22 protein-coding genes are annotated in these 26,441 nt (G+C 68.7%); 13 read left to right on the top strand and 9 right to left on the bottom strand.

What is annotated here, in order from left to right; genetic code table 11:
• Positions 1–20: 20 nt before the first annotated feature.
• Together dinB and J7J50_RS03520 are read right to left on the bottom strand one after the other, a co-directional pair.
• Positions 21–1,142: a DNA polymerase IV gene (gene dinB / locus J7J50_RS03525; protein ID WP_215055068.1), complete on the bottom strand. Its 1,122-nt coding sequence runs from the start codon at positions 1,140–1,142 to the stop codon at positions 21–23.
• A gap of 101 nt (positions 1,143–1,243) precedes the next feature.
• Complete coding sequence (locus J7J50_RS03520; RefSeq protein WP_215055071.1) at positions 1,244–1,681, bottom strand: hypothetical protein; 438 nt, start codon at positions 1,679–1,681, stop codon at positions 1,244–1,246.
• A gap of 224 nt (positions 1,682–1,905) precedes the next feature.
• On the opposite strand from J7J50_RS03520, the gene J7J50_RS03515 reads away from it, so the two are divergent.
• From J7J50_RS03515 to J7J50_RS03505, 3 genes are all read left to right on the top strand, one after another.
• Entirely contained in the window at positions 1,906–2,424 is a 519-nt protein-coding gene (locus tag J7J50_RS03515; protein ID WP_215055073.1) for a hypothetical protein, read from the top strand.
• A 155-nt stretch (positions 2,425–2,579) separates the two neighbouring features.
• The gene (locus J7J50_RS03510; protein WP_215055075.1) at positions 2,580–3,635 is read left to right on the top strand and encodes a class 1 fructose-bisphosphatase; all 1,056 of its coding nucleotides are present in this window, start codon (positions 2,580–2,582) and stop codon (positions 3,633–3,635) included.
• Positions 3,636–4,082: 447 nt separating this feature from the next.
• Complete coding sequence (locus J7J50_RS03505; RefSeq protein WP_285222262.1) at positions 4,083–5,549, top strand: sigma-54 dependent transcriptional regulator; 1,467 nt, start codon at positions 4,083–4,085, stop codon at positions 5,547–5,549.
• On the opposite strand, the gene J7J50_RS03500 is transcribed toward J7J50_RS03505, so the two are convergent.
• Positions 5,546–5,923 carry a hypothetical protein gene (locus J7J50_RS03500; protein WP_215055078.1) on the bottom strand — a complete coding sequence of 126 codons (378 nt, stop codon included), beginning with the start codon at positions 5,921–5,923 and terminating at the stop codon, positions 5,546–5,548. The two genes, J7J50_RS03505 and J7J50_RS03500, sit on opposite strands and share 4 nt — an antisense overlap.
• A 591-nt stretch (positions 5,924–6,514) precedes the next feature.
• Here J7J50_RS03500 and J7J50_RS03495 point away from each other — a divergent pair.
• Entirely contained in the window at positions 6,515–7,246 is a 732-nt protein-coding gene (locus J7J50_RS03495) for a 2OG-Fe(II) oxygenase (RefSeq protein WP_215055080.1), read from the top strand.
• Positions 7,247–7,747: 501 nt separating this feature from the next.
• On the opposite strand, the gene J7J50_RS03490 is transcribed toward J7J50_RS03495, so the two are convergent.
• Both J7J50_RS03490 and J7J50_RS03485 read right to left on the bottom strand, forming a co-directional pair.
• On the bottom strand, positions 7,748–8,182 hold the full coding sequence (locus J7J50_RS03490) for a response regulator (RefSeq protein WP_215055082.1): 435 nt from the start codon (positions 8,180–8,182) through the stop codon (positions 7,748–7,750).
• Positions 8,175–9,356 (bottom strand): PAS domain S-box protein, encoded by a 1,182-nt coding sequence (locus J7J50_RS03485; protein ID WP_215055084.1) that lies wholly within the window; start codon positions 9,354–9,356, stop codon positions 8,175–8,177. The genes J7J50_RS03490 and J7J50_RS03485 overlap by 8 nt, the downstream gene beginning before the upstream one ends.
• Before the next feature lie 123 nt (positions 9,357–9,479).
• Here J7J50_RS03485 and J7J50_RS03480 point away from each other — a divergent pair, with 123 nt between their 5' ends.
• The 4 genes from J7J50_RS03480 (at position 9,480) to J7J50_RS03465 (ending at position 15,769) form a co-directional block, all read left to right on the top strand.
• Entirely contained in the window at positions 9,480–11,279 is a 1,800-nt protein-coding gene (locus J7J50_RS03480; RefSeq protein WP_215055086.1) for an SLC13 family permease, read from the top strand.
• Between the two features lie 637 nt (positions 11,280–11,916).
• Positions 11,917–12,135 (top strand): hypothetical protein, encoded by a 219-nt coding sequence (locus tag J7J50_RS03475; RefSeq protein WP_215055088.1) that lies wholly within the window; start codon positions 11,917–11,919, stop codon positions 12,133–12,135.
• A 398-nt stretch (positions 12,136–12,533) separates the two neighbouring features.
• Positions 12,534–14,450 (top strand): M4 family metallopeptidase, encoded by a 1,917-nt coding sequence (locus tag J7J50_RS03470; RefSeq protein ID WP_215055089.1) that lies wholly within the window; start codon positions 12,534–12,536, stop codon positions 14,448–14,450.
• 359 nt (positions 14,451–14,809) lie between these two features.
• A complete protein-coding gene (locus tag J7J50_RS03465; RefSeq protein WP_215055091.1) occupies positions 14,810–15,769 on the top strand; it encodes a helix-turn-helix domain-containing protein in 960 nt (319 codons plus the stop codon).
• 27 nt (positions 15,770–15,796) lie between these two features.
• Here the strand turns inward: J7J50_RS03465 and J7J50_RS03460 are convergent, their stop codons facing one another.
• Positions 15,797–16,699: a LysR family transcriptional regulator gene (locus J7J50_RS03460; protein ID WP_215055092.1), complete on the bottom strand. Its 903-nt coding sequence runs from the start codon at positions 16,697–16,699 to the stop codon at positions 15,797–15,799.
• A gap of 137 nt (positions 16,700–16,836) precedes the next feature.
• On the opposite strand from J7J50_RS03460, the gene J7J50_RS03455 reads away from it, so the two are divergent.
• Positions 16,837–18,432, top strand: coding sequence for an MFS transporter (locus tag J7J50_RS03455; protein ID WP_215055094.1), 1,596 nt, complete (start codon positions 16,837–16,839; stop codon positions 18,430–18,432).
• Positions 18,433–18,677: 245 nt separating this feature from the next.
• Positions 18,678–20,564, top strand: a complete 1,887-nt coding sequence (locus J7J50_RS03450) for a hypothetical protein (protein ID WP_215055096.1) — start codon at positions 18,678–18,680, stop codon at positions 20,562–20,564.
• A gap of 64 nt (positions 20,565–20,628) precedes the next feature.
• Here J7J50_RS03450 and J7J50_RS03445 read toward each other — a convergent pair whose 3' ends face one another.
• From J7J50_RS03445 to J7J50_RS03435, 3 genes are all read right to left on the bottom strand, one after another.
• A complete protein-coding gene (locus J7J50_RS03445) occupies positions 20,629–21,732 on the bottom strand; it encodes a PA0069 family radical SAM protein (RefSeq protein WP_215055098.1) in 1,104 nt (367 codons plus the stop codon).
• Between the two features lie 124 nt (positions 21,733–21,856).
• The gene (locus J7J50_RS03440; protein ID WP_215055101.1) at positions 21,857–22,621 is read right to left on the bottom strand and encodes an SIMPL domain-containing protein; all 765 of its coding nucleotides are present in this window, start codon (positions 22,619–22,621) and stop codon (positions 21,857–21,859) included.
• Between the two features lie 86 nt (positions 22,622–22,707).
• Positions 22,708–23,247, bottom strand: a complete 540-nt coding sequence (locus J7J50_RS03435) for a cysteine hydrolase family protein (RefSeq protein WP_215055104.1) — start codon at positions 23,245–23,247, stop codon at positions 22,708–22,710.
• A gap of 181 nt (positions 23,248–23,428) precedes the next feature.
• Between J7J50_RS03435 and cls the strand changes: the two genes are divergently transcribed.
• From cls to J7J50_RS03420, 3 genes are all read left to right on the top strand, one after another.
• Entirely contained in the window at positions 23,429–24,844 is a 1,416-nt protein-coding gene (cls, locus tag J7J50_RS03430; protein ID WP_251044464.1) for a cardiolipin synthase, read from the top strand.
• Between the two features lie 298 nt (positions 24,845–25,142).
• Entirely contained in the window at positions 25,143–25,403 is a 261-nt protein-coding gene (locus tag J7J50_RS03425; protein ID WP_215055110.1) for a hypothetical protein, read from the top strand.
• A gap of 91 nt (positions 25,404–25,494) precedes the next feature.
• A complete protein-coding gene (locus J7J50_RS03420) occupies positions 25,495–26,250 on the top strand; it encodes a pyridoxine 5'-phosphate synthase (RefSeq protein WP_215055113.1) in 756 nt (251 codons plus the stop codon).
• Positions 26,251–26,441 lie beyond the last annotated feature (191 nt).

Here is a 26,441-nt window from a genome sequence, read left to right as displayed (position 1 = left end):
TCGCATCGCGTCGCCTCCCCTCACCGCCCCTCCACCTCCTCATCCACCACCCCGCCATCGAACAGATCCGACTGCGCGATCGCCTCGTCCTCCTCGACGAAACCCGACACGCCCACGCCGACCAGCCGATACAAGGTCGATGCCGGCAGCTCCACCCGCGCGCGCAGGCCGCAGACCAGATCGGCCAGTTCGGCTTCGCTCGCCGGCGGATGCGGCGGCGTCAGGCTGCGGGTGAGAATGCGGAAATCCGAGGTCTTGAGTTTCAGCACCACGGTACGCGCGATGCGCCCGGGATTGCGCTGCAGTTCGCGCTGATAACCGGCCCAGGTCTTGGCGGCCAGCGCGCGCAGGTCGGCTTCGACTTCGCTCAGCGGCAGGTCGCGTTCGAAGGTGTCTTCGGAGGAAATCTGCAACGTCGGCCGCGACGGCTCGACCGGATGATCGTCGATGCCGTAAGCCAGTTCGTGCAGGCGCCGGCCCCAGCGGCCGAAACGCTGCTCCAGCGCCAACGCGCCCAGCGCGCGCAGATCGGTGACGCGCTGCACGCCCAGTTCGGCCAGCTTGGCTTCCATCACCTTGCCCACGCCGGGCAGGCGCCCGACCGGCAGCGGCGCCAGGAACGCCTCGACCTGATGCGGCTTGACCACGAACAGGCCGTCGGGCTTGTTCCAGTCGGAGGCGATCTTGGCCACGAATTTGTTCGGCGCCACGCCGGCCGACGCGGTCAGCCGGGTTTCCTCGCGGATCGCGTCGCGGATCGCTTCGGCGGTGGCGGTCGCCGACGGCAGGCCGGTCTTGGTCGCGGTGACGTCCAGATAGGCTTCGTCCAGCGACAGCGGTTCGATCAGATCGGTGTGGCGGGCGAAGATTTCGCGCACCTGCCGCGACACCGCCTTGTAGCGCACGAAATCCGGCGGCACGAATACCGCCTGCGGGCACAGGCGCTCGGCGCGCACCGCCGGCATCGCCGAGCGCACGCCGAACTTGCGCGCCTCGTAACTGGCCGCGCACACCACCGAGCGCGAGCCGCGCCAGGCCACCACCACCGGTTGCCCGCGCAGCGCCGGATCGTCGCGCTGTTCGACCGACGCGTAGAACGCGTCCATATCGACATGCAGGATCTTGCGGCTGGAAACGGGCACGGTGCGCGGGCGGCGGGGCGACGACGCATAGTAGCCCGGACGCGGCCATCGGCCTGCGGTGACGCGCGCCGCAGCTTTGCGAGCGCCATCGCGCGCGATCTTCAGAAGGTCGGCACCAGCACATTGGCATCGTTCAAGCCGGCGCCGTAAACGCCGTCGCCGTAGGCGAATTGGCGCGGATTGCCGAGCGCGGCGATCAATGCGTCGAAGGCCGCCGGAATCGTGCCCTTCCAGGTCGAGATCTGGCCGATCACGAACACCGTCAGCGGATCGTAGTTCCAGCCTTGCAGCACGCTGGTGACGGTGGCGACGTCGCCAACGCCAAATCGGGTGCCGTCGGCGGCGTCGATCGCCAGATGGATACCGATCACATCGGTGCCGTTGTTGTTGCGCGCGGCGATGCCGATGCACGAGGAGAAACCGGTGAACTGGATGGTGGGCTGGGTATCGCCGCCTACACTGGGAACATTGGCGGCCGCGGCCCATTGGCATTCGGCGATCGCCAGCGCATTGCCGGCCGGAGTAAGGGTGTAAGGCATCGCTGCGCTCCTGCGCGGCGGGATGCCGCGTCGCGACGATGAAACGCCTGGGTTCCGCGTTTGCGCCATGGGGACCGCGCGCGCAGGCACCGATCCCGGTTCGTTCGCGCTTTGCGGCGACTTGCGCGTTTGCTTGCGCGCACCCGGCGCGGGTCGATCCGTGCATGCAAGCTTGGATGCGGCCGCGCCATTCACGTTCCTCGCAGCGCCGCGTTCTGCCGGGCATGACTTCCGAACTTCGTCTGCAGCCCCCCGCCGACTCCGCGACCGCCGCGCATCCGTGCTTCACCGGACTGCCGCCGCCGGACACGGACGACTTCGACTCGCTGTGCCGGTTCTGCGAAGACCATCGCGTGGCGGTACTGGCCTCGCTGCCGTGGGTCGCGGCCGAGGTCGCTGGTCTGAGCGGATTCGAGGCGATGCTGCGGCTGGTGCTGCGCCACGGCGGGCGCCGGCTGTATCTGCCGCGCGGCCGCGTCGCCTGCTCGGACCGGCTCGAAGTGTCGCTGGACCCGGCCACCCATCGCCGCCTGCTCGACCGCGCCAGCGCCGCCGGCACCATCGAGATCCCCTCGGCCTGGGGCGTGTTCGTCGGCCTGCGCCGGGTCGCCATCCGCGCCGCGGTGCGCGCCGGGCGCAGCCAGCGCGAGGTCGCGCAGGCCTTCGGGGTGACCGAGCGGCATCTGCGCCGCGAAGCCGATTCGATCCAGCTGAGCGAACGCACGCGCGCGGCGGACAACTGAGCGAACCGGCGCGGCGCCCGGGCGGCGGCCCCGCCCTGCCCGTCGCTGAACCCCGATCCGGCGCGCAAAAAACTGAATGCGCACGCGCCGGCGGTCTGCGTCCGGTCACCCGCATCGGCGACAATGGCGCCCCTCGCCGCCACTGCCCCGAGCCCATGTCCTCCGTCCTGAGCCCCAGCAACACCTCCATCTCCCTGACCCGCTACCTGATCGAGGAACAGCGCGCCGGGCGCATCAATCCCGACCTGCGCCTGCTGATCGAAGTCGTCGCCCGCGCCTGCAAGACGATCTCCATCGCGGTCGGCAAGGGCGCCCTGGGCGGTGTGCTCGGCGATGCCGGCACGCCCGGCGCGGCCAGCATGAACATCCAGGGCGAGGCGCAGAAGAAGCTCGACGTGCTCAGCAACGAGATCCTGCTCGAAGCCAACGCCTGGGGCGGCCACCTCGCCGGCCTGGCCTCGGAGGAAATGGACACCTCGCATCCGATCCCCGACGTCTACCCGCGCGGCAACTACCTGCTGCTGTTCGATCCCCTCGACGGCTCGTCCAACATCGACGTCAACATCTCGGTCGGCACCATCTTCTCGGTGCTGCGCGCGCCCGAAGGCGTGACCCAGGCGCAGGACCAGGACTTCCTGCAGCCCGGCACCGAGCAGGTCTGCGCCGGCTACACCACCTACGGCCCCAGCACCATGCTGGTGTTGACCATCGGCAACGGCACCCACGCGTTCACGCTCGACCGCGAAGTCGGCAGCTTCGTGCTGACCACGCGCGGCATGCAGATCCCGGACGACACGAAGGAATTCGCGGTCAACATGTCCAACCAGCGCCATTGGCAGCCGCCGATGCAGGCCTACGTGACCGATCTGCTGGCCGGCAAGGAAGGCCCGCGCGGCAAGGACTTCAACATGCGCTGGGTGGCTTCGATGGTCGCCGACGTGCACCGCATCCTGACCCGCGGCGGCATCTTCAGCTATCCGCTCGACGCCAAGTGCGCGGCGCAGGGCGGCAAGCTGCGGCTGATGTACGAAGCCAACCCGATGAGCTTCCTGGTCGAACAGGCCGGCGGCGCCGCCAGCACCGGCCGCCAGCGCCTGCTGGAAGTGCAGCCCACCGGCCTGCACATGCGCGTGCCGGTGTTCCTGGGCAGCAAGGCCGAGGTCGAGACCGCGGTGCGCTATCACCACGAGTTCGACGCCGAGCAGGCGTGATGCGCGGGCGGCGGAACCGGGCCGGTTCCGCCGCCGGTTTTCCCCGCCAACCAGGGACCCGGTTGGCGGCGGTGAGCGGGCGTGGGTGATCGCCGCGACGCACGCGAAGTAAATATCCGATGTAGTTCTATCGATGAGGACGGCGTGGGCGCTTGGCGCCGCGCATCGCCGTGGACGTCGCGCACCGCAGTGAAAGCATCGTCGCGGCGTGGGCGCGTGCGCGTTCCGCCGTCGCCAACATGCTTCGCCGTATGCTGCGTGTCGCCGCGCTTAGATCGAAACAATTGCGCGCGCTGCGTGGCCCGTTTCTTGCGCCCGGCCGAGCCGCCCGCATAAACGCAGCAAGCCCGGCCTACCGGCCGTCGGTGACCGCCTTTCGCCGGACTCTGCGTTGGAGTAATTACTTGCGGTAATTGCAGGCGCCTTGCGCCGGCGGGGAATACAGCTATGGCCAACGGCATCCGTGGCGACTTGGGGAGTCGCTCCGCAACGCAGCCTGCGTCCGCGCGGGCCGCCGCCGCGCGCGGAGACGGCGCGCGCGAACTCATCTACCTCAGCCCCGGCGGCGCCGGACGCATGCACGCGCTCGCTCCGCTGCAGAACCTGGGCTGGACGCTGCGCCGCGCGCCCGACGCGCGCGCCGCGCTGCGGCAACTGCAGTCCAGCCCGCGCCTGCCGCATGCGGTGCTGGTCGATCTGCGCGAAGGCTTCGACGCGCGCGACCTGGAAGAACTCGGCCCCGCCCTGGCCGCGCAGAACGCCGGCTGGATCGCCGGCGTCGCCTCGGCCCAGCTCGACGACGAAGCCGCGCGCCGGCTGATCCGCGACTACTGCTACGACTACGTCACCCTGCCCTGCCCGGAAGCGGTGCTGCACACGGTGATCGGCCACGCCTACGGCATGGCCGCGCTGGCCTGCGGCGCCGGCAGCGCCGACGTGCTGTGCAGCGGCGGCGTGGACGGCATGATCGGCGAAAGCGAAGCCATCCGCGCGCTGTGCCGCGGCCTGCACAAGGCCGCCTCCACCGACGCGCCGGTGTTCATCGCCGGCGAGACCGGCACCGGCAAGGAACTGGGGGCGATGGCGGTGCACCGCCAGTCGCATCGCAGCCGCAATCCGTTCATCGCCATCAACTGCGGCGCGATTCCGCACAACCTGGTGCAGTCGGAATTGTTCGGCCACGAGCGCGGCGCCTTCACCGGCGCGCAGCACCGCAAGCTCGGCCGGATCGAAATGGCCAACGGCGGCACCTTGTTCCTGGACGAAATCGGCGACCTGCCGATGGAGAGCCAGGCCTCGCTGCTGCGGTTCCTGCAGCAAGGCTCGATCGAGCGCCTGGGCGGGCACGAACAGATTCCGGTGGACGTGCGCATCGTCTCGGCGACCCATCACGATCTCGATCAGGCCATCGCCGACGGCCGCTTTCGCGCCGACCTGTTCCACCGCCTGTGCGTGCTGCGCCTGCAACAGCCGCCGCTGCGCGAACGCGGCGGCGACATCGACCTGATCGCCGACCACGCGCTGCAACGCTATTCGCAGGAAACCTCGCGCGGCATCAAGGGCTTCTCGCCGTGCGCGCGCCAGGCCATGCACCGCCATCCGTGGCCGGGCAACGTGCGCGAACTGATCAACCGCGTGCGCCAGGCCGTGGTCATGGCCGAAGGCCGCTACATCACCGCCGCCGACCTGCACATCGACGATGCCGCCGACGGCGTGCCGATGACTCTGGAAGAAGCCCGCGACCTGGCCACGCGCGACGCCATCGAACGCGCCTTGCACCGCAACCGCCGGCGCCTGGGCGAATCGGCGCGCGAGTTGGGCGTGTCGCGGGTGACCTTGTACCGGTTGATGCAGCGGCTGGGCATGCGCGGCGGCGAGGAAGAGATCGACGACGACACCATCCGCACGGCTTAGGCCGTCGCTCGCTCGCCCGGTTCGTCCGCGCCATCCGTCGCCACCGGTTCGATCCGGCGCACGACCACTTCGATCGCATCGATGCCCGCGGTCGAGGCCTTCGTGCTCCACAGCGCCAGCTCATCGATGATCAGGCCATCAAGGCTCCAGCCAAGACCGGTGCGCTGGGCCAGGGCGATCGCCGCCACCACGCTGTCGGACCACGACGAGGTCGCGTGCTCGCTGCGCGCCTGGATCTTGTAGCCGCCCTTTTCGCAGGGCGCGACCGTCAACGCCGACACCTCGACCTGGGCGCGGCGGAAATGCCCCGCCGCGAGCTTGCGCGCCGCCGGTTCGGTCTTGGACGAAACGAACAAACGCCAATGCAGATTCATAACCGAGCCCACGCCGCCGATGCAGGAACAGACCAGTGATTCATCGGCGGCAGTTCTCGATATCGCGATCGTGGGTGGCGCGATTCTGGTGCCGCCGCGATGCATCGCGCAATCGCGATTCGCTTCGCTGCAAGCGCGCGTCACATAAAAATATGGCGAAGATCAGGCCACCGGGGTGGTGTGGGATGCCAGGGCGAGCAGGGCATGGCAGCGATCTCCGAGACGGGACGCTCTCGCGGCATTCGCATCGGGGCGATCGAGGCAGACGGGCAGGGCCGGCGCCAGAGCCGTGCCAAGTTCGCAAGGCCATGAGTTCGAAGAATTTTATGGACATCCAGCGGCGCGTGGCCGCCGTGAGGACATTGCGCTGTCGCAACACGCGATGAAATTCGCACGCTGGGTATTCGCCTGCCCGGCTTGGGCCGGCAAAGGCGTTCAGGCCCGTCCAGCGAATCTTTGAGACGCTTGCGCGACGAGGCCGCCGGCAGGCCGTTCCCACCTTGCCTTTTTGCAACCCCGGGTCCCCGTGCGAGGATGGCCGCTTTCCACGCGCTTGCCGTTCGCGCGTTCTCTCACCACCCAGCGCCCGCCATGTCCTCAACGCCCGATTCCGTTGCACTCACCGGCTCAGATGATTTCATCGAGGTCTATCCGCAGGCGTTGACGCGCGAGGAATGCGCCGAACTGGTGCGCCGCTTCGACGCCAGCCGCGACAGCGAACCGGGCCGTGTCGGCGGCGGCGTGATGCCGGATCTGAAGGACAGCCGCGATCTCACCATCACCGGCCGCGAAGGTTGGAAGGACGTGGAGGTCGCGCTGAACTTGGCGGTGTTCCGCGGCTTGCTGAAGTATCTGCGGCGTTATCCGCACACCATGATCGCGCCGTTGATGCTCGAAGCGCCGGCCGCCGACGGCAAGCGCCATCGCCTCACGCCCGAGCGCATGGCGCAGATGGACGATGGCGCCTTGGCGCCGATCGCGCAGACTGTGTTCCGTCCGGGCGCGATCAACCTGCAGCGTTACACCGCCGATCGCGGCGGCTATCCGTACTGGCACTGCGAGTTGTATCCGCGCGACCAGACCGCGGAAACCCTGCACCGGCATGTGCTGTGGACGATCTATCTCAACGACGGTTTCAGCGAAGGCGAGACCGAGTTTCTTTACCAGCGCCGCAAGATCGCGCCGCGCGCGGGCGATCTGCTGATCGCGCCGGCGGCGTTCACTCACACCCATCGCGGCAACCGGCCCAAGGGCGGGGACAAGTACATCGCGACCAGCTGGATTTTGTTTCAGCGGGCGGAACGGTTGTACGGCGGGGGGTAAGTGTGGTGCGGCGCGCTGCGGCGTGGAGCAAATCCCCCGGCGCTGACGCGGCGGTCAGGTCACGGTTGTTCGCGGGCGCCCTGCCCCCTTTCCAAAGGGGGCGAATTGATGCGCTCGTAAACGGGAAGCGGTTGTGCGGCGCGTTGAGGTGGGGAGCAAATCCCCCGGCGCTGGCGCGGCGATCAGGTCACGGTTGTTCGCGGGCGCCCTGCCCCCTTTTTCAAAGGGGGCTAATTGACGCGCTCGTAAACGGGACGCGGCTATGCGGCGTTGAGGTGGGCAGCAAATCCCCCGGCGCTGGCGCGGCGATCAGGTCACGGTTGTTCGCAGGCGCCCTGCCCCCTTTTTCAAAGGGGGCTAATTGATGCGCTCGTAAACAGGACGCGGCTGTGCGGCGCACTGCCAAATCACGCTGCCGTATCCGAAGGGGTTCCCCCCTTTGAAAAAGGGGGGCCAGGGGGGATTTGCTTTTGCCTTTATCCCCGAATATCCGCGAAGCAATCAGGGATTACGCGGATGATTCAAAACCAGCCAATACAACCCGACCTGCTTCACCGCCCACACGAACTGCTCGAAATCCACCGGCTTCTGGATATAGCTGTTGACCCCGAGCGCATAGCTGGCTTCGACGTCGAACGGCTCGGTGCTGGTGGTCAACACCACCACCGGCAGCGTGCGGGTGGGTTCGTGGGCGCGGATCGCCTGCAGCACTTCGCGGCCATCGACCTTGGGCAGATTGAGGTCCAGCAGCACGATCGACGGCAGATCGGTGGGATCGCGATCGGAGTAACGGCCGCGGGCGAACAGGTAATCCAGCGCCTCGGCGCCATCGCCCATCACCACCAGCCTGTTGGCGATCTTGGCCTCGTCGAAGGCGAGCCGGGTCAGCTCGACGTCGTCGGGGTTGTCCTCGACCAGCAGGATTTCCTTATGCATTTGCGCTTTCCTCGCCCTTGGACCGCAAGGGCAGTTCGACTGTAAACGTGCTGCCCGCGCCGGGCTGGGAGTGCGCGCGCAACTGGCCGCGATGACGCTCGGCGACCCGCCGCGCGATCGCCAGCCCGAGGCCGTGACCGCCGCCCTGATCCGGCCCGTGCAGGCGCTGGAACGGCTCGAACAGCTTGTGAGCATAACGCATGTCGAAACCGGCTCCGTGGTCCTGAATCGACAACTGCAGGCGCGATCCGACCACCTCGCCGCGCACCTGAATGCGTACCGGAACCAGCTCGCCGCCGGGTTCGCCGCCGGCCCGCTCGCACGAGAATTTCCACGCGTTGTGCATGAGTTGATTGAGCATCAGCTTGAGCAGGCGCTCGTCGCCCTCGACCTGCAGACCGGGCTGCACGCTGACTTCGCCGCGATGCCTGGGATCGGCGTCCTGCAGCTCGGCGCCGACCCAGTCGGCGAGCAGGCTCAGGTCCACCGGGGCGATGCGCATCTCGGCGCGGGTCACGTGCGACAGCTCGGTCAGCGCGGCCAGCAGGCCGGTCATGCGCGAAGCCGCGGCGCGAATCCGGGTCAGGTAATCGCGATCGGTTTCGTTCAAGCGCTCGGCCGCGCGCTCGCCGAGCAGCGCCGAGAAGCTTTCGATCGAACGCAGCGGCGCGCGCAGGTCGTGCGCGACCGCGTCGGCGAACAACTGCAGCTGGCGGTTGGACGCGTCCAGCGCGGCGCCGTGCTCGGCCATGCGCGCGCGGCGCGCCAGATCGGCTTCGCGCTCGTCGCGGATGTCGCGCATGTGCGAGATGAAATACTGCGGCTTGCCGTCTTCGTCGCGCATCACCGCGATGTTCAGCTGCACCCACACGTCGCTGCCGTCCTGGTGGACGTAACGCTTGTGTTCATCGACCGAGGCCAGCGCGCCGCTGACCAGCGCGGCGACCAGGTTGTCGCTGATCGCCAGATCGTCGGGATGGGTGACTTCGCTGTAGTGGTGACCGCGCAATTCGTCGATGCGGTAGCCCAGCATTGCGCACAACGCCGGGTTGACCTCCAGCCAGATGCCGTCGATCGAAACGATCGCCATGCCGATGTTCGACGCCGCCATCGCCAGGCGGAAGCGGTCGTCGGCGGCTTTGCTGGCCGGCATCGTGGGGTGCGGCAGGGTCATCGCGGTAACGCTGTGATCGCACAGGGGGTCCGAAGTGACCGGGGAGTGTATCCAATGCCGCCGTGACGGCGCGGTGGACGGCGCACACGGCCTGGACACGGCCGGCTCAAGCACAATCGCGCAATGGACTTTTCTCAGATCGCCTTCCTGCTGATCCTCGCGGCCGCCCTGTACCTGTTCGTCAGCGAACGCCTGCGGGTCGATGTGACGGCCATGATCACCCTGCTGGCGCTGGTGCTCAGCGGGGTGCTGGACGCCAAACAGGCCTTGTCCGGCTTCGCCAGCGAACCGGCGATCATCGTCGCGGCGGTGTTCGTGATTTCCGGCGGCCTGGCCGCGACCGGCATCACCGAGCGCCTGGGCCAGTGGATCGGCCGCGCCGCCGGCCGCAGCGAGAGCCGCGCGATCGCGGTGACCATGCCGGCGGTGGCGGCGCTGTCCTCGTTCACCCACCACGTCATGGTCACGGCGATGATGCTGCCGATCCTGACCCGGTTCGCCAAATCGCGCGGCCTGTCGGCGTCGCGCCTGCTGATGCCGATGTCGTTCGCCGCCTCGCTGGGCACGACCCTGACGCTCGTCAGCGCGCCGGCGTTCCTGCTCGCCGACAATCTGATCGAACGCACCGGCGCGCCGGGCCTGGGGATTTTCTCGATCACTCCGATCGGTCTGGCCCTGGTGGTGGTCGGCGTGCTGTACATGCTGGCCGCGCGCTGGGTGCTGCCCAAGCGCGGCGGCGAACACGGCGACGACGGCTACCTGCGCCTGGACCGTTACCGCACCGAGCTGGTGATCGTCGAAGGCTCGCGCTGGAGCACGCGTCCGCTGTCGGAACTGCAGAAGGCGCTCGGCGATCGCTTCGTGCTGACCGGCTGGCTGCGCGACGGCCAGCGCCGCCAGGATCTGGGCCCGGGCAGCGCCCTGATCAGCGGCGACATCCTGCTGGTGGAGGCTTCGGCCGACGCGCTCGCCTCGCTGCACGACGACGCCGGCCTGGATCTCAACGCGATCAAGCGCTTCGGCGAGCACGCAGACGGCGACGGCGAACCGCAACTGGTGCAGGCGCTGGTCGCGCCGGGTTCGGAATTCATCGGCCGCAGCGTGCGCGAGCTGGATTTCGCGCGCCGCTTCCACGCCGTGATCGCCGGCCTGTGGCGGCGCCAGGGCGCGGTCGCGCCGCGTCTGTCCGACGCGCGCCTGCTTGAGGGCGACCTGCTGGTGCTGTGGGGCCGGCCGGCGCGTTTCGCCGAACTCGCCGCGCACCACGGCTTCCTGATGCTGGTGCCGTTCGCCGGCGAAGCGCGGCGGCGGGTGCGCGCGCCGCTGGCGCTGGGCATCCTGCTGATGACGATCGTCGCGGCGGCGACCGAATGGCTGCCGGCGTCGCTGGCGTTCCTGCTGGGCGCGGTGGCGATGGTGACCACGCGCTGCGTCGATGTCGAACAGGCCTATCGCGAAATCGACGTGCGTATCTTCGTGATGATCGCCGGGGTGATTCCGCTGGGCGTGGCGATGGAGCAGACCGGCACCGCGCAGTTGCTGGCGCAGGGCATGCTGCAGGTGATCGCGGGCTGGTCGCCGCTGGCGATCTTGCTGGTGATGTTCACCGTCGCCGCGCTGCTGACCCAGATCCTGTCCGATGCGGCGACCACGGTGCTGCTGGGGCCGATCGCGATCTCACTGGCGCAATCGCTGGGCCTGCCGCCGACGCCGTTCGTGGTGTGCACGGCGCTGGGCGCGGTGGCCGCGTTCCTGACCCCGATCGGTCACCACGGCAACCTTCTCATCCTCGGCCCGGGCCAGTACCGCTTCAGCGATTTCCTGCGTATCGGCCTGCCCTTGACCATGCTCATCGCCTGGGTCAGCGCCTGGATGGCGCGCTGGCTGTGGCTGGGCGGGCCGCTGCTGCCGGGCGCGTCCTGAGCCGGCGGCGCGGCGTGCACCAGGAACGGCAGCGACGGCAGGGCGCCGCGACCGCTCGCGGCCGGGGCGCCTGCGCAGAGCGTGAGCAGGCACAGCGTCGCCAGAAGATGGCGCGAACGGGACGATAGCCGCCGCGCGCGCGGCGCGGGTCGCATGGCCGTGGTCGTGGCGGTCGCGAACATGGACGGTCCTGTCGGGGCCGCAGCGCTGCGGCGCAGACACGCTAGAGGCATTGCCGGCGCGGTGAATCCGCCTAAGGTCGAGGGGCGCGCGGGGTTTGCGGGGTTCGTTCATGCGGCGGCAAGGCGGTTGGGGGGATCGCGTCGCTTGTGGGGGCCGATGAAGGTGCGATGCGACCGGAGCCGAAAGCATCGGGCCTGAAGGGCCCTCCCACAAAGAGCGCCCTGCCGGGGGTTGCGGACGTGACCGCGGTCACGCGGTTGTAAGGAATTCCCTACAGCACGGGCTGGGGTCTCCTGAGGGTAAATCCTTGGTCGCTAAGTCACCTTATGCACGCCCCGACAGCACGACTTATGCGCCGGCAACGGACGCCGCTCAGCAAGGGAATAAGTCGCCGCCTTGAGCAAGCGGTCAAGCTGGGTCGGGGCATCCCGTTTCATTCGATGGTCGCGACCCCATGCCCTACACGGTGCAACTCAACGAATCCACTTACCTCGGCCGCACCTTGTCGTGCGACGTGGCCGAGGAGCGTTTCGACAATGTCGCCGCCGCTTCGGCCGCGGCCAAGAACGAGGCCTTCCACCTGTCGGTGCAGCTCGGCGTCGCCGTGGCGATCCGCATTTTCGAAGACCGGCGGATTTTCCTGTCGCACATCATGCCGGCGCCGCGGCGCTGACGCGCGCGGCGATCGCGCCGCACGCGGATGCAGTCCATCGCAGGCGCCACGCGCCTGTCGCCCTCGCCACGATACTTGCCCATCGGCTGCGATTTCGCGGCCTTTCGGCGTTTGCTGCGTGTCTTCAACCGTAAGCCTGCGTTAGACGCGCATCGCATTTCGTGAAGGAAATACGTCACCCGCGTGCCCGCAAGGTGGGGTGAAACGCATCCGAGAGCGTTCGCATTGATAGGGAAACGGTGGAGAACGCGTGTCCTTCCTCGTCGTAGGACGCGTCTTCCCAAGCATTACAAGCTCCCTGCCGTTGTGCAGTAACGCCGATTTCGCGACCTCGATCGCGGAACGGCGATTTTGCTTTCTTTCTTCCTTATTGCTTTGCATGACTCGGAGAACTTCGCATGTCCATGAAACAACGAGTGCTGACCGCATCGATCCTGCTTGCGATCACCGGCACCACTGCGACCGCGCTGGTCACCGCGCATCGCGATGATGCCGCTCGCAGCGTCCCCCAGACCGGCGCGGCGGCGAATGCGGCGGCGCGCGCGCCTGATGCGTCCGCGCGTTCCAACGCCAGCGTCCGCGCCACCGCGGAAAACACCTTCGCCGATGCCAGCGCCGTCTCCGGCGCCACCCCGGCCGCGCAACTGGAACGCCATCCGGCGGTGCAGCGCGCGCGCGAACTGCTGCAGGCGAGCAAGGCCGGCAGCGCCGGCGCGCAAGGCCTGGCCAAGGCCGGCGCCAACGCGATGGCGGCGGAAAGCTACAAGCCGCGCGATGTCGTGGTCGAAGCCGACGGCAGCGAGCACGTGCGTTTCCAGCGCGAATACCAGGGCCTGCCGGTGATCGGCGGCGATCTGGTCACCCACGCCAAGGGCGGCCTGCTGACCTCGATCAGCAAGACCCTGGACCTCAAGCTCGGCGACGGCGGCTCGATCACGCCCAAGCTCTCGCAGAGCCAGGCGATCGCCGACGCCGGCGTGCATTTCTCCGGCCGCTTCATCGAGGCGCCGAAATCGCGCACGGTGTATTTCGCCCAGAACAACCAGCCCAAGCTGGCGTATGAAGTCAGCTTCCGCGGCCTCAACAAGGCCGAGCGTCCGGTCCATGATCTGATTTACGTCGATGCCGGCAACGGCAGCTTCCTCGGCCGCGACAGCCGCATCTACACCGCCGAAGCGGCCGAAGGCGAAGGCTTCACCATCACCCGCGGCAAGGTGCCGATCTCCACCAGCAAGGTCGGCGCCGAGGAAAGCGACGGCCGCGGCGCCGGCTTCCTGCTGCGCGACGACAAGCGCGGCGGCGGCACCGTGCACAACACCGGCGGCACGGTCGTCGACCTGGTGTTCGGCGGCGGCGACTTCACCGCGCCGCCGATGTTCGATGCCGACAACGTCTGGGGCAACGAGCAGATGACCAACATCGAACGCACCGGCGTGGAAGCGCATTACGGTGTGTCGAAGACCTGGGACTACTACAAGAAGTACTACGACCGCGCCGGCATCTTCGGCGACGGCCTGGGCGTGCAGAGCTTCGTCAATGTCACCTTCACGTATTTCTTCTTCCTCGACGCGGGCGGCACCAACGCGTTCTGGGACGGCGACGCCAAGCGCATGGTCTACGGCAACGGCGACTACGGCCTGTCCAACCCGGTGGTCGCGCTCGACGTGGCCGGCCACGAGATGTCGCACGGCGTGACCCAGGCGACCTCGGGCCTGTTGTACTCGGGCGATGCCGGCGGCTTGAACGAAGCCAATTCCGACGTCCACGGCACCCTGGTCGAGTTCTACGACAACAGCCCGAAAGACCCGCCGGATTACCTGATCGGCGAGAACGTGATGCTCAGCGGCGTGCCGCTGCGTTTCATGTTCAAGCCCAGCCTGGACAAGAACGCCGCCGGCGTGGGTTCGTTCGACTGCTACCCGGCCGGCGGTTTCGATCCGCAGAACGAGGCGCACGATCCGCACTACACCTCCGGCATCGGCAACCACTTCTTCTACCTGCTGGCCGAAGGCCAGAAGGTGCCGAAGTCGCATCGCAAGACCGTGTTGCCGTCGGATCTGGTCTGCAACGGCGCGACCGGCCTGAAGGGCCTGACCCCGACCGTCGCCGGACAGATCTGGTACCGCGCCAACACCTTGTACCTGACCTCGCAGGCGACCTATCCGGATGCGCGCGTGGCGACGCAGACGGCGGCGCAGGATCTGGTCGATCGCGGCCTGCTCAAGGCCAGCGCGGTCAAGACCGTGGCCTGCGCCTGGGAAGCGGTCGACGTGACCCTGCCGGAAGGCTCCACGGCGGCGCGCTGCAAGAACTGAGGAATCGCTCTGAGCCGTACCCGGGCTCGACTTGGCAAGTGTTTGCGGTCTTTGCGGCCCCCGTTGCGTTCGCGCGGCGGGGGCCGTTCTTTATCCGGCCTTATCGATGCACGGGTCGTGTCCGCCCTGCCCTCGCAACGACGGCGGTAGCGACGAAGCGATCCGCATCAGTGAGTGGCGCGCCATCGCCGTTCAGGCCGCGCATCCGTATCCCGGCCGATGCGGCGCGGCGCGCGCCGATGCGGCGAAGCCGCCAGATCTCGCCGGGTTCCGGCCATCGCCGACACGCCCGTATCCGTGCGCGCGGGCGGCGAGGCCGCTGGCTACACTTTGTCCAACCCCCAGCACAGCCGGTCCCCATGCATCAGATCGCTGTCGTCGCGATGGACGACGTTCTGCCTTTCGAGCTGTCCATTCCCGGGCTGGTGTTTCCGTGGGTGCGGCTGGCCGACGGCGAGACCGCCTACGAGGTGCGCATCTGCGCCGAACGCGAGCGCGTGCGCACAGGCTCGATGGAACTGGTGGTGCCGTGGGGCCTGGCCGAACTCGAACGCGCCGACACCGTGATCGTGCCGGGCATGTCGCCGTGGCGCGCGCCGTTTCCCGCCGCGATCCTGGACGCGCTGCGCGCCGCCAGCGCGCGCGGCGCGCGCATCGCCTCGATCTGCACCGGCGTGTTCGTGCTGGCCCAGGCCGGCCTGCTCGGCGGCCGCCGCGCCACCACGCATTGGTCCACCACGGTCGAACTGGCCGAGCGTTACCCGAACATCCAGGTCGATCCGGACGTGTTGTTCGTCGATGAAGGCCAGATACTCAGCTCGGCCGGTTCGGCCGCCGGCATCGACCTGTGCCTGCACCTGATCCGCCGCGACTGCGGCGCCGCCGCCGCCGCGGCCGCCGCGCGCTGGGCGGTGGTGCCGATGGAACGCGGCGCCGATCATTCGCCGCTGCTGCAGCATGCGCCGCCGCAGTCCGACGCCTCGCTGGCGCCGCTGCTGTGCTGGATGGAGGAACATCTGGACCGGCCCCTGCTGGTCGACGAACTCGCCCGCCATGCGTCGGTCAGCACGCGCACGCTCAACCGCCGTTTCCGCGAGCAGACCGGGACCACGCCGCTGCAGTGGCTGCTGATCACCCGCATCCGCCGCGCGCAGCAATTCCTGGAAACCACCGACTTGTCCGTGGAGCAGATCGCGCTGCAGGTCGGCTTCGCATCGGCGACGACCTTCCGCGATCGCTTCTCGCGTTCGGTCGGCACCAACCCGACTTCGTACCGGCGCGGTTTCAGCGAAGGCCGCGAGAGGAAGCGCGCGCGCTGATTCCGCACTGACGACGACGCATCGCGCTCAAGCCAGCGGCTTGTGCACGAACAAATGCTCATCGACGAAATCCAGAAACACGCGCAGCTTCGGCGAGACGTGCTTGTGCGCCGGCCACAACGCCCAGAACTGCCCGCGCTGGGTCTCGAACCCCGGCAACACGCGCCGCAGCCGGTCCGAAGCCAAATGATCGCGCACCAGGAAATCCACCGAATACACGATGCCCAGGCCGTGCACCGCGGCCTGCACCGCCGCTTCGCTGTTGTTGCACACCAGCGCCGCCGGCAGATGCGGCGGGTTCTCGCCGGGCTCCAGCCGCAGCGACCATTCCTGCAGCTTGCCGCTGTTGGCGAAGCGGAAATGGATGCACTCGTGCGCTTCCAGGTCGGCCGGCGCGCGCGGTTCGCCGCGCCGCGCCAGATAGTCGGGCGAGGCGCACAACATGAAACAGAACGGCCCCAGCCGGCGCGCGCGCAGGCGCGAGTCGGGCATGTCGCCGCTGCGGATCACCGCGTCGAAACCGCCTTCGATCACATCGACCATCTGGTCGTTGAAATCCAGGTCCAGCTCGACCTCGGGATAGCGCCGGCGGAACTCGCCGAGCACCGGCACCAGGAACTTGTAGCCGTTGGTCGGCAGGCTGACCCGCAGGCGCCCGCGCGGCGCCTGCATGGAGTGGGTCAGCATCGCCTCGGCTTCTTCCAGTTCGTCCAGCAGCGGTTTGCAGCGCTCGTAGAACTGCCGGCCTTCCTCGGTCAGGCGCACGTTGCGGGTGTTGCGCTGGAGCAGGCGCACGCCGAGCTGCTGCTCCAGCTTGGCCACGCTCTTGCCGACCGCCGAGGACGAAATGCCGATCTGGCGGCCGGCGGCGACGAAGCTGCGCGACTGCGCGGTGCGGACGAAGGCGAGCAGGCTGCCGAGCTTGTCCATGCGGGGTCTCCAGCGGCGGGGCGCCTAGATTGCGGCCCCGATTATGTCGTATCGCTCCATAAAGCATGAACCGGATCGGTATTTTTCCCCGATTGCGGCCCATCTAAGCTGGACCGCCCGTCCCCACGGCGATCCCGATGCCCTCCCCCCTGCCCTCGCGGGCTTCCGCCGCCGGCCCCGTGCCCGGCCGTTACGACCGCTTCCTGATCCTCGGCGCCGTGTGCCTGGCCGGGCTGGTGCTGCCGCTGAGCTTCACCGCCCCGCCGGTGGCGATCCCGGCCATCGCCGCCGAACTGGGCGGCAGCCCGGTGGCGCTGAACTGGATGACCAACGCCTTCATGCTCGCCTTCGGCAGTTGCCTGATGGCGGCCGGCACCCTGGCCGACACCTACGGCCGCAAGCGCGTGTTCTCGATCGGCATCGTCGCCTACGCGATCGTCTCGCTGCTGCTGGCGCTGGCGCCGAGCCTGGCCGTGCTCAACGGCCTGCGCATCGCCCAGGGCATCGCCGCCGCGCTCGCCCTGGCCGGCGGCAACGCCGCCTTGTCGCAGGAATTCCACGGGCCGGCGCGGATCCGCGCCTTCAGCCTGCTCGGCACCGCGTTCGGACTGGGGCTGGCGTTCGGGCCGAGCCTGGCCGGCTGGCTGGTGCAGACCCAGGGCTGGCGCTCGGTGTTCCTGTCGAGTCTGGCGATCGCGCTGCTGGCCACGGTGTTCGGCGTGCCGCGCATGCGCGAGTCGCGCGATCCCGACGCCGCCGGCCTGGACTGGCGCGGCAGCCTGAGCTCCACCGCGATGCTGGCGCTGCTGACCATCGGCGTGCTGGAAGCGCCCGAGCGCGGCTGGAGCGACGGCTGGGTGATCGCCGCATTGATCGGCTCGGCGGCGTTCCTGGCCTTGTTCGTGCGGGTGGAAACCCGCGCCGCGCGGCCGATGCTGGACCTGAGCCTGCTCAAGTACCCGCGTTTCGTCGGCGCGCAGTTGCTGCCGATCGGCACCGGGTTTTGCTATCTGGCGCTGATCATCGTGCTGCCGGTGCGGTTGATCGGCATCCACGGCCTGAGCGCGCTCGACGCCGGCCTGATGATGATCGCGTTGTCGGCGCCGATGCTGGTGGTGCCGTTGCTGGCCGCGGTGCTCAGTCACCGCATCGCCGCCGGCACCTTGTGCGCGGCGGCGTTGTTGCTGGCCGCGGCGGGACTGGTGTGGCTGGGCGTGGAAGCCGCGGCCGGTTCGGTGCATGGCCTGATCGCGCCGATGCTGCTGATCGGCGCCGGCTCGGCGGTGCCGTGGGGCCTGATGGACGGTCTGGCGATCAGCGTGGTGCCCAAGGAACGCGCCGGCATGGCCGCGGGCGTGTTCGGCGCCAGCCGCGTCTCCGGCGAAGGCATCGCCCTGGCGATCACCGCCGCGGCCCTGGCCGGGCTGCTGCAACTGCGTCTGTCGTCGGCGATCGGTGCCGACGGCGCCGCGCTGGCGCAGGCCGCGCAACGGCTGGCCACCGGCGACGCGGCGCGCGCGCAGGCCTTGCTGCCGCAGCTCGACGCCGCCGCGCTGGCGCACAGCTACGACGCCGCGTTCGCGTGGTTGATGTACGGCTTGGCCGGGCTGACCGCGGCGATCGCCTGGGTGGTGTTCGCCCTGCTCGGCGGCGCATCGGCGCACGAGCCGGCGGTTCTGGCCGAGCCGGTCCGCGACGATCGCATCGAACTGGCCGACGAGCCGGCCTGCTGAGGCGGCCGGTACGAGACGGCGGCGGCCCGGGAGGCGGCCGCCCCACCCGTCCAGCATTTTTGAGCGAACCCGCACGCATCCGGCGCATGTCCGCCCTCGCGGCCTTACCTCGATTCAACCACTGACCCCCACCGATCAGGCGCAAGTTCTCACCTCGAAGGCACCGTAAAGATGCCTTCGAGGCGTAGTCCAAGCGCAGATCGGCCGCTCCGTCAGTGCTGCATATGTCGAGAGACCACCGACCGATGGCCACCACCTCCCCACTTGCCGGCGACGCTGTCGCCCGCGCGGACCGGCCGCGCGCGAAGACCCGCGTCCGCCTCTGGCTGGCGCTCACCACGTTGGCGCTGCTGGCCGCCGCCGCCTTCGCCGTCTATTCCGTCAAGCAACATCGCCACGACCTCGAACGCTCGGCGCGGGTTCACGCCCAGGTCGCGGCCTTGTTCGAGTCCCGCCTCGGCGTCGACGCCATCTGCCATCTGGACCGCGCGCCGTTCGCTTCGGTCGCGCGGCTGATCGACACCGAGGTGCGGCTGCGTCGCCTGGCTTCATCCGATCAGGCGCTGACCCTGGCCTGTGGGCTGTCGGTGCTGGCGCGCAGCCACGCCCTGATCGGCCGCTACGCCCAGGCCGAGCGCTTGTCCGGCGAAGCCAACGGCCTGCTCGACCGGCACGGCCTGGAGAATCTTTCCGTCACCGCGACCACGGTGTCGCTGTTGAATCTGCAAGCGCGTTACGCGCCGGCGGAAAAAATCGCCAAGACCGCACTGCGTCGCGGCCACGACGGCATCGACATGGCCACGCGCCTGGATCGGCTGCGCCTGCAGCTCGAACTCAGCCGCGCACAATGGGGCCTGGCCGACGACGACGGCGCGATGAGTTCGCTGGAAGACGCGCTGGCGCAGGCTCGCACCCTGGTTCCGCCCAATGCCGGACTGATCGCCGAACTGCTGAGCCAGCGCGGCGAATGGCGCGGACGGCGCTTCGATTTCACCGGCGCCGAACACGATCTCGCCCAGGCCATCGCGATGAGCCAGGGCACGACCCAGGCCGACAACGCGCGCTACCAACTGGTGCGGATGCTCAGTTACAGCGAACAGCCCGAGCGCGCGATCGCCGAGGCCGGACAACTGGTCGCCGACCGGCAAGCGCATCTGGGCGCGCGGCATCCCGATACCGGCCGCGCCTGGATCGCGCAGTCCGACGCCCAATACAACGCCGGCCGCATCAGCGACAGCATCGGCGCCTTGCGGCACGGCAAGGCCATCGTCCTGGCCAGCTATGGCGCGCGCCATCCCGAGTACGCCGAAGTGCTGCGCCTGGAATCGCTGCACGACTACATGCACATGCGCTACGACAGCAGCGTGGGCAAGGCGCGCGAGGCGGTGAAGATTTGCGAGCAGGCGTTCGGCCCGACCCACGAGCAAACTTTGCGAGTGCGATTCAACCTCGCGACCAAGCTCACCTTCGGCTTGGACAGCCGCTGGGATTCGCCAGACTATCGCGAAGGCCTGGGCATGCTGGAGGACTTGGTCCAGACCGGCAGCGAAACCGATATCCCCATGCCCTACGAAAAAATGACGGTGGGCATCGCCCTGGCCATGCGCGCGCCAGAGCACGAACTGCCGCGCGCCGAACGCATCCTGCGCGAAGTGCAAGTCGATATTCACCAGTACCTGCCGGCGCGCGCGGCGGCGCGTTCCTACGTGGATTTCACCCTGGCGTCGGTGATGTACCGCGACGGCCGCCAAGTCCAGGCCGACGAGCAATTCGCCAGGTTCGTCCAGGCCAGAGACGGCGAGCAGTCGCTGCCGCTGCCGACGCGCACCTTGATCCACGAAGCATTGATGTACCGGGCCCTGTACGCCATGTCCACCTGCCGCCGCGAGGATGCGTTGACCGCCTTACGCAAGGCCCTCAAGAGCGATCGCGAGCATCTGTCCCAGGCGCGCATATACGCGCGCCAGGCGCAGGATTATCTCGGCGAAATCGAGCGTCACGGCGTGTTGAGCGAACACTTCGGCCGCGAGCAGGTCGCGAACAAGCGCCTGGACGGAGCCGATGCGAAGTTGTATTTCCAGGCCTCAAGGCTTTCGCTCGATTGCTCGCGCGGCCTGTTGGCCAAGCGCTGATCACAGTTTTTCACGCTGCGCGCGATCGCAGCGGTTGCACCGCCTCGCGCCCGCGCCGCAGCGCTCAGAACAGTTCCAACTGCGGCGTAGGCTTGCGCGGCGCGACGAAACGGCCGGTATCCAGCGGCGGCAAGCGTCCGTAGCCGTGCTTGCGCCAGGCCTTGTGGAAGCGCTGCTGTATCAGCTTCGCGAACGGCCCTTCGCCGCGCATGCGCTTGCCGAAACCGGCGTTGTAATCCTTGCCGCCCTGCATCTGCTGGATCAGGCTCATCACATGCGCGGCGCGATCGGGGTAATGCAGTTGCAGCCACTCGCGCCACACCTGCTTGAGTTCATGCGGCAGGCGCAGGGTCACGTAACCGGCCGAGCGCGCGCCGGCCTCATGGGCGGCGGCGAGGATGCGCTCCATTTCGCTGTCGTTGATCATCGGAATCACCGGCGCGACCATGACCCCGACCGGCACGCCGGCATCGGCCAGCGTGCGCATCGCCTTGAGCCGCGAATGCGGCGCCGAAGCGCGCGGTTCCATCTTCGCCGACAGATGATTGTCGAGCGTGGTGACCGAGAAATACACCGACACCAGCCCGCGCCGCGCCATCGAGGCCAGCACTTCGACATCGCGCACCACCGAGGCGTTCTTGGTGATGAGGCTGAAAGGGTGCGAGCAGGCGTCCAGCACTTCGATGACGCCGCGGGTGATGCGGTAGCGGCGCTCGATGGGCTGATAGGAATCGGTGTTGATGCCCAGCGCGATCGGCGCGCAACGGTAGCCTGGGCGCGCGAGTTCGTTCTGCAGCCGCTCGGCGGCGTTGGTCTTGGCGAACAGCCGGGTCTCGAAATCCAGGCCCGGCGACAGCTCCAGATACGCATGCGAGGGCCGGGCGAAGCAGTAGACGCAGCCGTGCTCGCAGCCGCGATACGGATTGACCGACTGGCCGAAGGCGATGTCCGGCGAATCGTTGCGGCTGATGATGCTGCGCGCGCGCTCCTCCGTGACCACGGTGTCGGGCCGCGACTGCGCGTCGGCATCCTCGTACACCGAGCCCCAGCCGTCGTCCTGCGCCTGCGCGGTGGTGACCGCGTAACGGCCGGCGACATAGGACGCCGAGCCGCGGCCCTTGATCGCGGCGGGGTCGAGCGAAAGCCGGGTTTTGTGCGCCGAATCCATGCGCCCCAGATTACCCCCGCGCCGTCGCAGCCGACGCGACGCGCGCGTCCGATCGCGCCCCGCGCCTGAACCAGTCAGCGGCGATTGCGGCGCCGCCGCCGCGCGCGGCCGGTAACGCCGCGGCTCACTCTATCTCGAAGGTCACATTCACCGACGCGTTCACGCTGATCTGGCCGACCGCCGAGGTCGCCCCGTCCTCGCCGCCGTCGCTGCTGCCGCCCCCGTTCTGCATGACGTTCTGCATCAGTTGCTGGCCGCCGCTGTTGCCCCAGCCGGCGGCGCTGCGCCACCAGCCGCCCGAATACGATTCGGAAATCGATTGCGCCGGGCCGCGACGCACGCCCAGCTCGGAGGTCAGGGCGTCGGCTTTTTCCTTCGCCGCGCGGATCGCCAGGGCGCGCGCGGCGTCGCGATGCTTGCGCAGCTGCGAGGTGCGGAACTCGATGCCATGGATGTATTGCACGCCGTTTTCGAGCAGGCCCGTCAGCAGCGCGTCGAAGTCGGCGACGCGGGTCACCTTGATGCCGATGCTCTTGCGCACGATGTACAGCAGCGGCACCCGCGTCGATCGTTCCAGCGCGGTGCGGTTGCTGTTGTCGCGCTCGTAATCGGGCTCGATGCTGATGAAGTCGGTCTGCACGTCCTTGTCGGGCACGCCGCTGCGCCTGAGGAAGGCCAGCGCGGCGGCGACGCTTTCGTCGTTGAGCCGCTTGGCCTGGTCGAGCTTGGGATGGCGCGATTCGACTCCGACGTTGAGCAGGATTTCGTCCGGCGCGACCTTGATCTCGGCCGAACCCGACACGCTGATGTTGCGATTGGCTTTCTGCGCGAACGCGGGCAGGGCGGGCAAGACGGCCAGGGCGAGCGCGAACAGCAGGCGGTATTTCATGTCATCACTTCCTTGGATTAGGCCGCCGTTCCGCGGCGGTCGGGACGGGCGTGGCGGCGATGCGTGGGACAGGAACCGGCGCGAGGTCAGTGGACGAAATCGATCGCCGCGGCCGCTTGCGCGCGGATGACCGGGCCAAAGCTGGTGGCATCGGCCAGGGTCAGGTTGTGGTGGGCGCGGATGAAGGCGGCATCGGCGTGCGGCTTGTCGTGGGTGGTGTGCGCATCGGCCGCCACGGTCACCGGATAGCCCAGCGCGGCGGCGCGGCGCACGCTGGTGTCGATGCAGAATTCGCTGGCGTAGCCGGCCATCACCAGGCGATCCACGCCCAGCGCCTGCAATTGCGCCTGCAGGTCGGTGCGCAGGAACGAGTCGGGCGTGGTCTTGCGCACGTAGCGGTCGCTGTCGCGGACCTGCAGGCGCGGGTCCAGCGCCCAGCGCTCGCCGCCGTGTTGCAACGGCGTGCCCTCGCACTCGTGCTGCACGAAGATCACCGCGACGCCGGCGGCGCGGGCGCGCTCAGCCAGTACGTTGATGCGCGCGATCACCGCGTCGGCCTCGGCCGGCGGCGGGCGGGTGTCGAACAGGCCGCGCTGCACGTCGATCACCAACAATGCCGTTGCCATCGGGCCGTCCTCGCTGCGACAGCGGCTATCCTAAACGCAAGCAGCGGCACCGGCTTATGCTCGCCATGCCGACTGATCGCACTCTTTGCGCGCATGCCCCGGCGGGCTAGCCTTAGCCCGCACCGGTTGCGGCCGCAGCGGTCGCCCATTGGAGTTTCCCGTGCCCGAAGCGCTGTCCCAGCTGTGGCAGGACCTGATCCGCATTCCCCACCTCAGCCTGTACCTGACCGTGGGCTGGGCGGTCTATCTGGTCGGGCTGGGTCTGTGGATCGTGCTGCAGAAGCGCGAGCCGGTGGCGACCATCAGCTGGCTGGTGAGCCTGGCGGCGCTGCCCTACATCGGCTTCTTCATCTATTACTTCTTCGGCCCGCAGCGCATCCATCGCCAGCGCCTGCGCCGGGTGCGCGCGCGCGCCGCGCTGCCGGCGCCGCCACCGGGACTGACGCCGTCGCCGGAAGCCATCGAGCTGGCCCGGCTCGGCCAGGCCACCACCGGCCTGCCGCCGACCACCGCCACCCAGGCGCGCCTGCTGATCGACGGCGGCGCCAAGTACGCGGCGCTGCTGGCCGACATCGCCCTGGCCCGCGAGTACATCCACCTGGAGTACTACATCTACCAGCCCGATCGCACCGGCACCGCGCTGCGCGATGCGTTGATCGAGCGCGCCCGCGCCGGGGTCAAGGTGCTGATGCTGCTGGACGCGGTCGGTTCGGGCTCGACCTCGCGCGCGTTCCTGCGGCCGCTGCTCGATGCCGGCGCGGAAGTGGCGTGGTTCCACCCGATGAAGCTGCGCTGGTTCTGGCGCCGGCCATGGTTGAACCTGCGCACGCACCGCAAGATCGTGGTGATCGACGGCAAGGTCGGCTACACCGGCGGCATCAACATCACCGACGAGGAAGACGAGCGCTTGCGCAAGGACGCTTATCGCGATCTGCACCTGCGTCTGGAAGGCGACGTGGTGCGCGAGCTGGAACTCGTCTTCATCGAGGACTGGTGCTACGCCACCGGGCAGCCGCCGATCCGGCAGATTCATCCGGCGCCGCAGCAAGGCGCGATCGCCGCGCAGGTGGTCAGCTCCGGGCCGGATTCGGGCTGGGAAGCGATCCATCGCGTGCACGTCGGCGCCATCCACGCCGCGCGCCAGCGCGTGTGGCTGGTCACGCCGTACTTCGTGCCGGGCGAGGCCGCGCGCATGGCGCTGACCTCGGCCGCGCTCGGCGGCCTGGATGTGCGCCTGCTGGTGCCCAAGCTCAGCGACAGCCGCCTGGTCACCTACGCGGCGCGTTCGTACTTCGACGAGCTGCTGGAAGCCGGGGTCAAGATCCACGAATACGGCCCGCGCATGCTGCACACCAAGGCGCTGCTGTGCGACGACGAGATGGCGATCATCGGCACGGCCAATTTCGATCACCGCAGCTTCCGTCTGAACTTCGAGATCTCGGTGATGTTCTACAACGCGACGCTGGCCGGCGAGCTGGCGGCGCTGATCGAACAGGAATGCTCGTGGGCGCCGCGCGTGCGCATCGATCGCGAGCGCTCGCTGTGGCGCACCCGCCTGCCCGAGGCGCTGGCGCGGCTGGTGTCGCCGGTGCTTTGATCGGCGGCTTGCGAAGGGCGGCCGCGCCCGCGAATTCTCGTTCGCGGCGCCATCGGCTGGGACGGTCGCGGCTCGCGGCCGCTGCCATCGCGCGGCCTCGGGCATCCGGGGCGTTCAGCCAATTCCGCTCAACCCGCGCACATGTGCCGGCGGTCGCAGCCAGGGACCGCCCCAGCTGTCGCCGTCGCCGGGCCGCGCTACACTCGACCCGGGCCTGCCGAGGCCCACGGTCCACCGCCGTCCGGCCGCGATCCGGAGCGGACGCGGGGATGTCGAATTCGTCAGGGAGCACGCCGCAATGCCTTGGGTTTACCTGCTGCTGGCCGTCGCCGCCTTCGTGGTGGCGCTGAAGACCACCTCGCCCGCGCTGATGGCGGTGAGCCTGCTGGCCGCGCTGGGCCTGCTGATCGCCGGCGTGATGAGCCTGTTGGCCCGGCGCCTGGACAACACCAGCCGCGATGTCTCGGTGATCATCGATCCGGTCGAGCTGCGCCGTCTGCGCGAACAGGCCGAAGCGCGCAAGCTCGCCGCCAGCCAGTCCGAGCCGCCGCCGCGCTGATCCTCGCCGCGCGGTCGCCGCGGCCGTCCTCGCTCTCACCCAGCCACATTGCGCACTCGCCGCCCGCGACGCGGCGCGTTAGGCTTTCGTCATGACCGCCCTGAGTGTCAACGTCAACAAGATCGCGGTGCTGCGCAACTCGCGCGGCGGCGGCGAACCCGATGTGCTGCGCGCCGCGCGCACTTGCCTGGACGCCGGCGCGCACGGCATCACCGTGCATCCGCGTCCCGACGCGCGGCATATCCGCGATTACGATGTGTTCGCCCTGGCCGAATTCGCGCACGCGCGCGGGGTCGAGTTCAACATCGAAGGCAATCCGTTCGCGCCGCCGCGGCCGGGTTATCCGGGCCTGTTCGAACTGTGCCGGCGCACCTCGCCGGCGCAGGCCACCTTGGTGCCGGACGGCGATGATCAGCTGACGTCGGACCATGGTTTCGATTTCGAACGCGACGCCGAACGGCTGCTCCCGCGCATCGCCGAACTGCGCGACCTGGGCTGCCGCGTCAGCGTATTCGCCGACGCCGACCGCGACGGCATCGAACGCGCCGCCGAACTCGGCGCGCACCGGGTCGAGCTGTACACCGGGCCGTATGCGGAAGCCTTCGCCGAGGGACGGACGGACGACGCGCTGGCGTTGTTCGCCGACGCGGCGCGACGTGCGCAGGCGGTGGGCCTGGGCGTCAATGCCGGACACGATTTGAGTCAGGCCAATCTCGGCGCGTTTCTGCGCGGTGTGCCGCAGGTGCTTGAGGTGTCGATCGGGCACGCGTTGATCAGCGAGGCTTTGTACGCGGGGTTGGATGCGACGGTGCGGGCGTATGTCGAGGTGATCGCCAGGGCGCGTTGATTCGGTAGATCGCTCTTCGTTCGTTTTTCTGAATCGTATCGAGCTTGATTGAGCGCGCGTCGAGTTCGGGTAAGGCGATGTCGTATCGCGGCAGGAATCGGATTCTCGGCGTCATCCGCCTGCCCGGTGTCATTTTTACTCGCCAGTCCGACATCCGACTGCCCGACATCCCTCCACTCGTCATTCCCGCG

Origin of the sequence: Lysobacter sp. ISL-50 (assembly GCF_018612875.1) — a bacterium.
In the GTDB taxonomy this organism is placed as follows: Bacteria; Pseudomonadota; Gammaproteobacteria; order Xanthomonadales; family Xanthomonadaceae; genus Lysobacter.
Note: the sequence above shows the minus strand (reverse complement) of the source record. Positions and strands in the feature narration are given on the sequence as shown.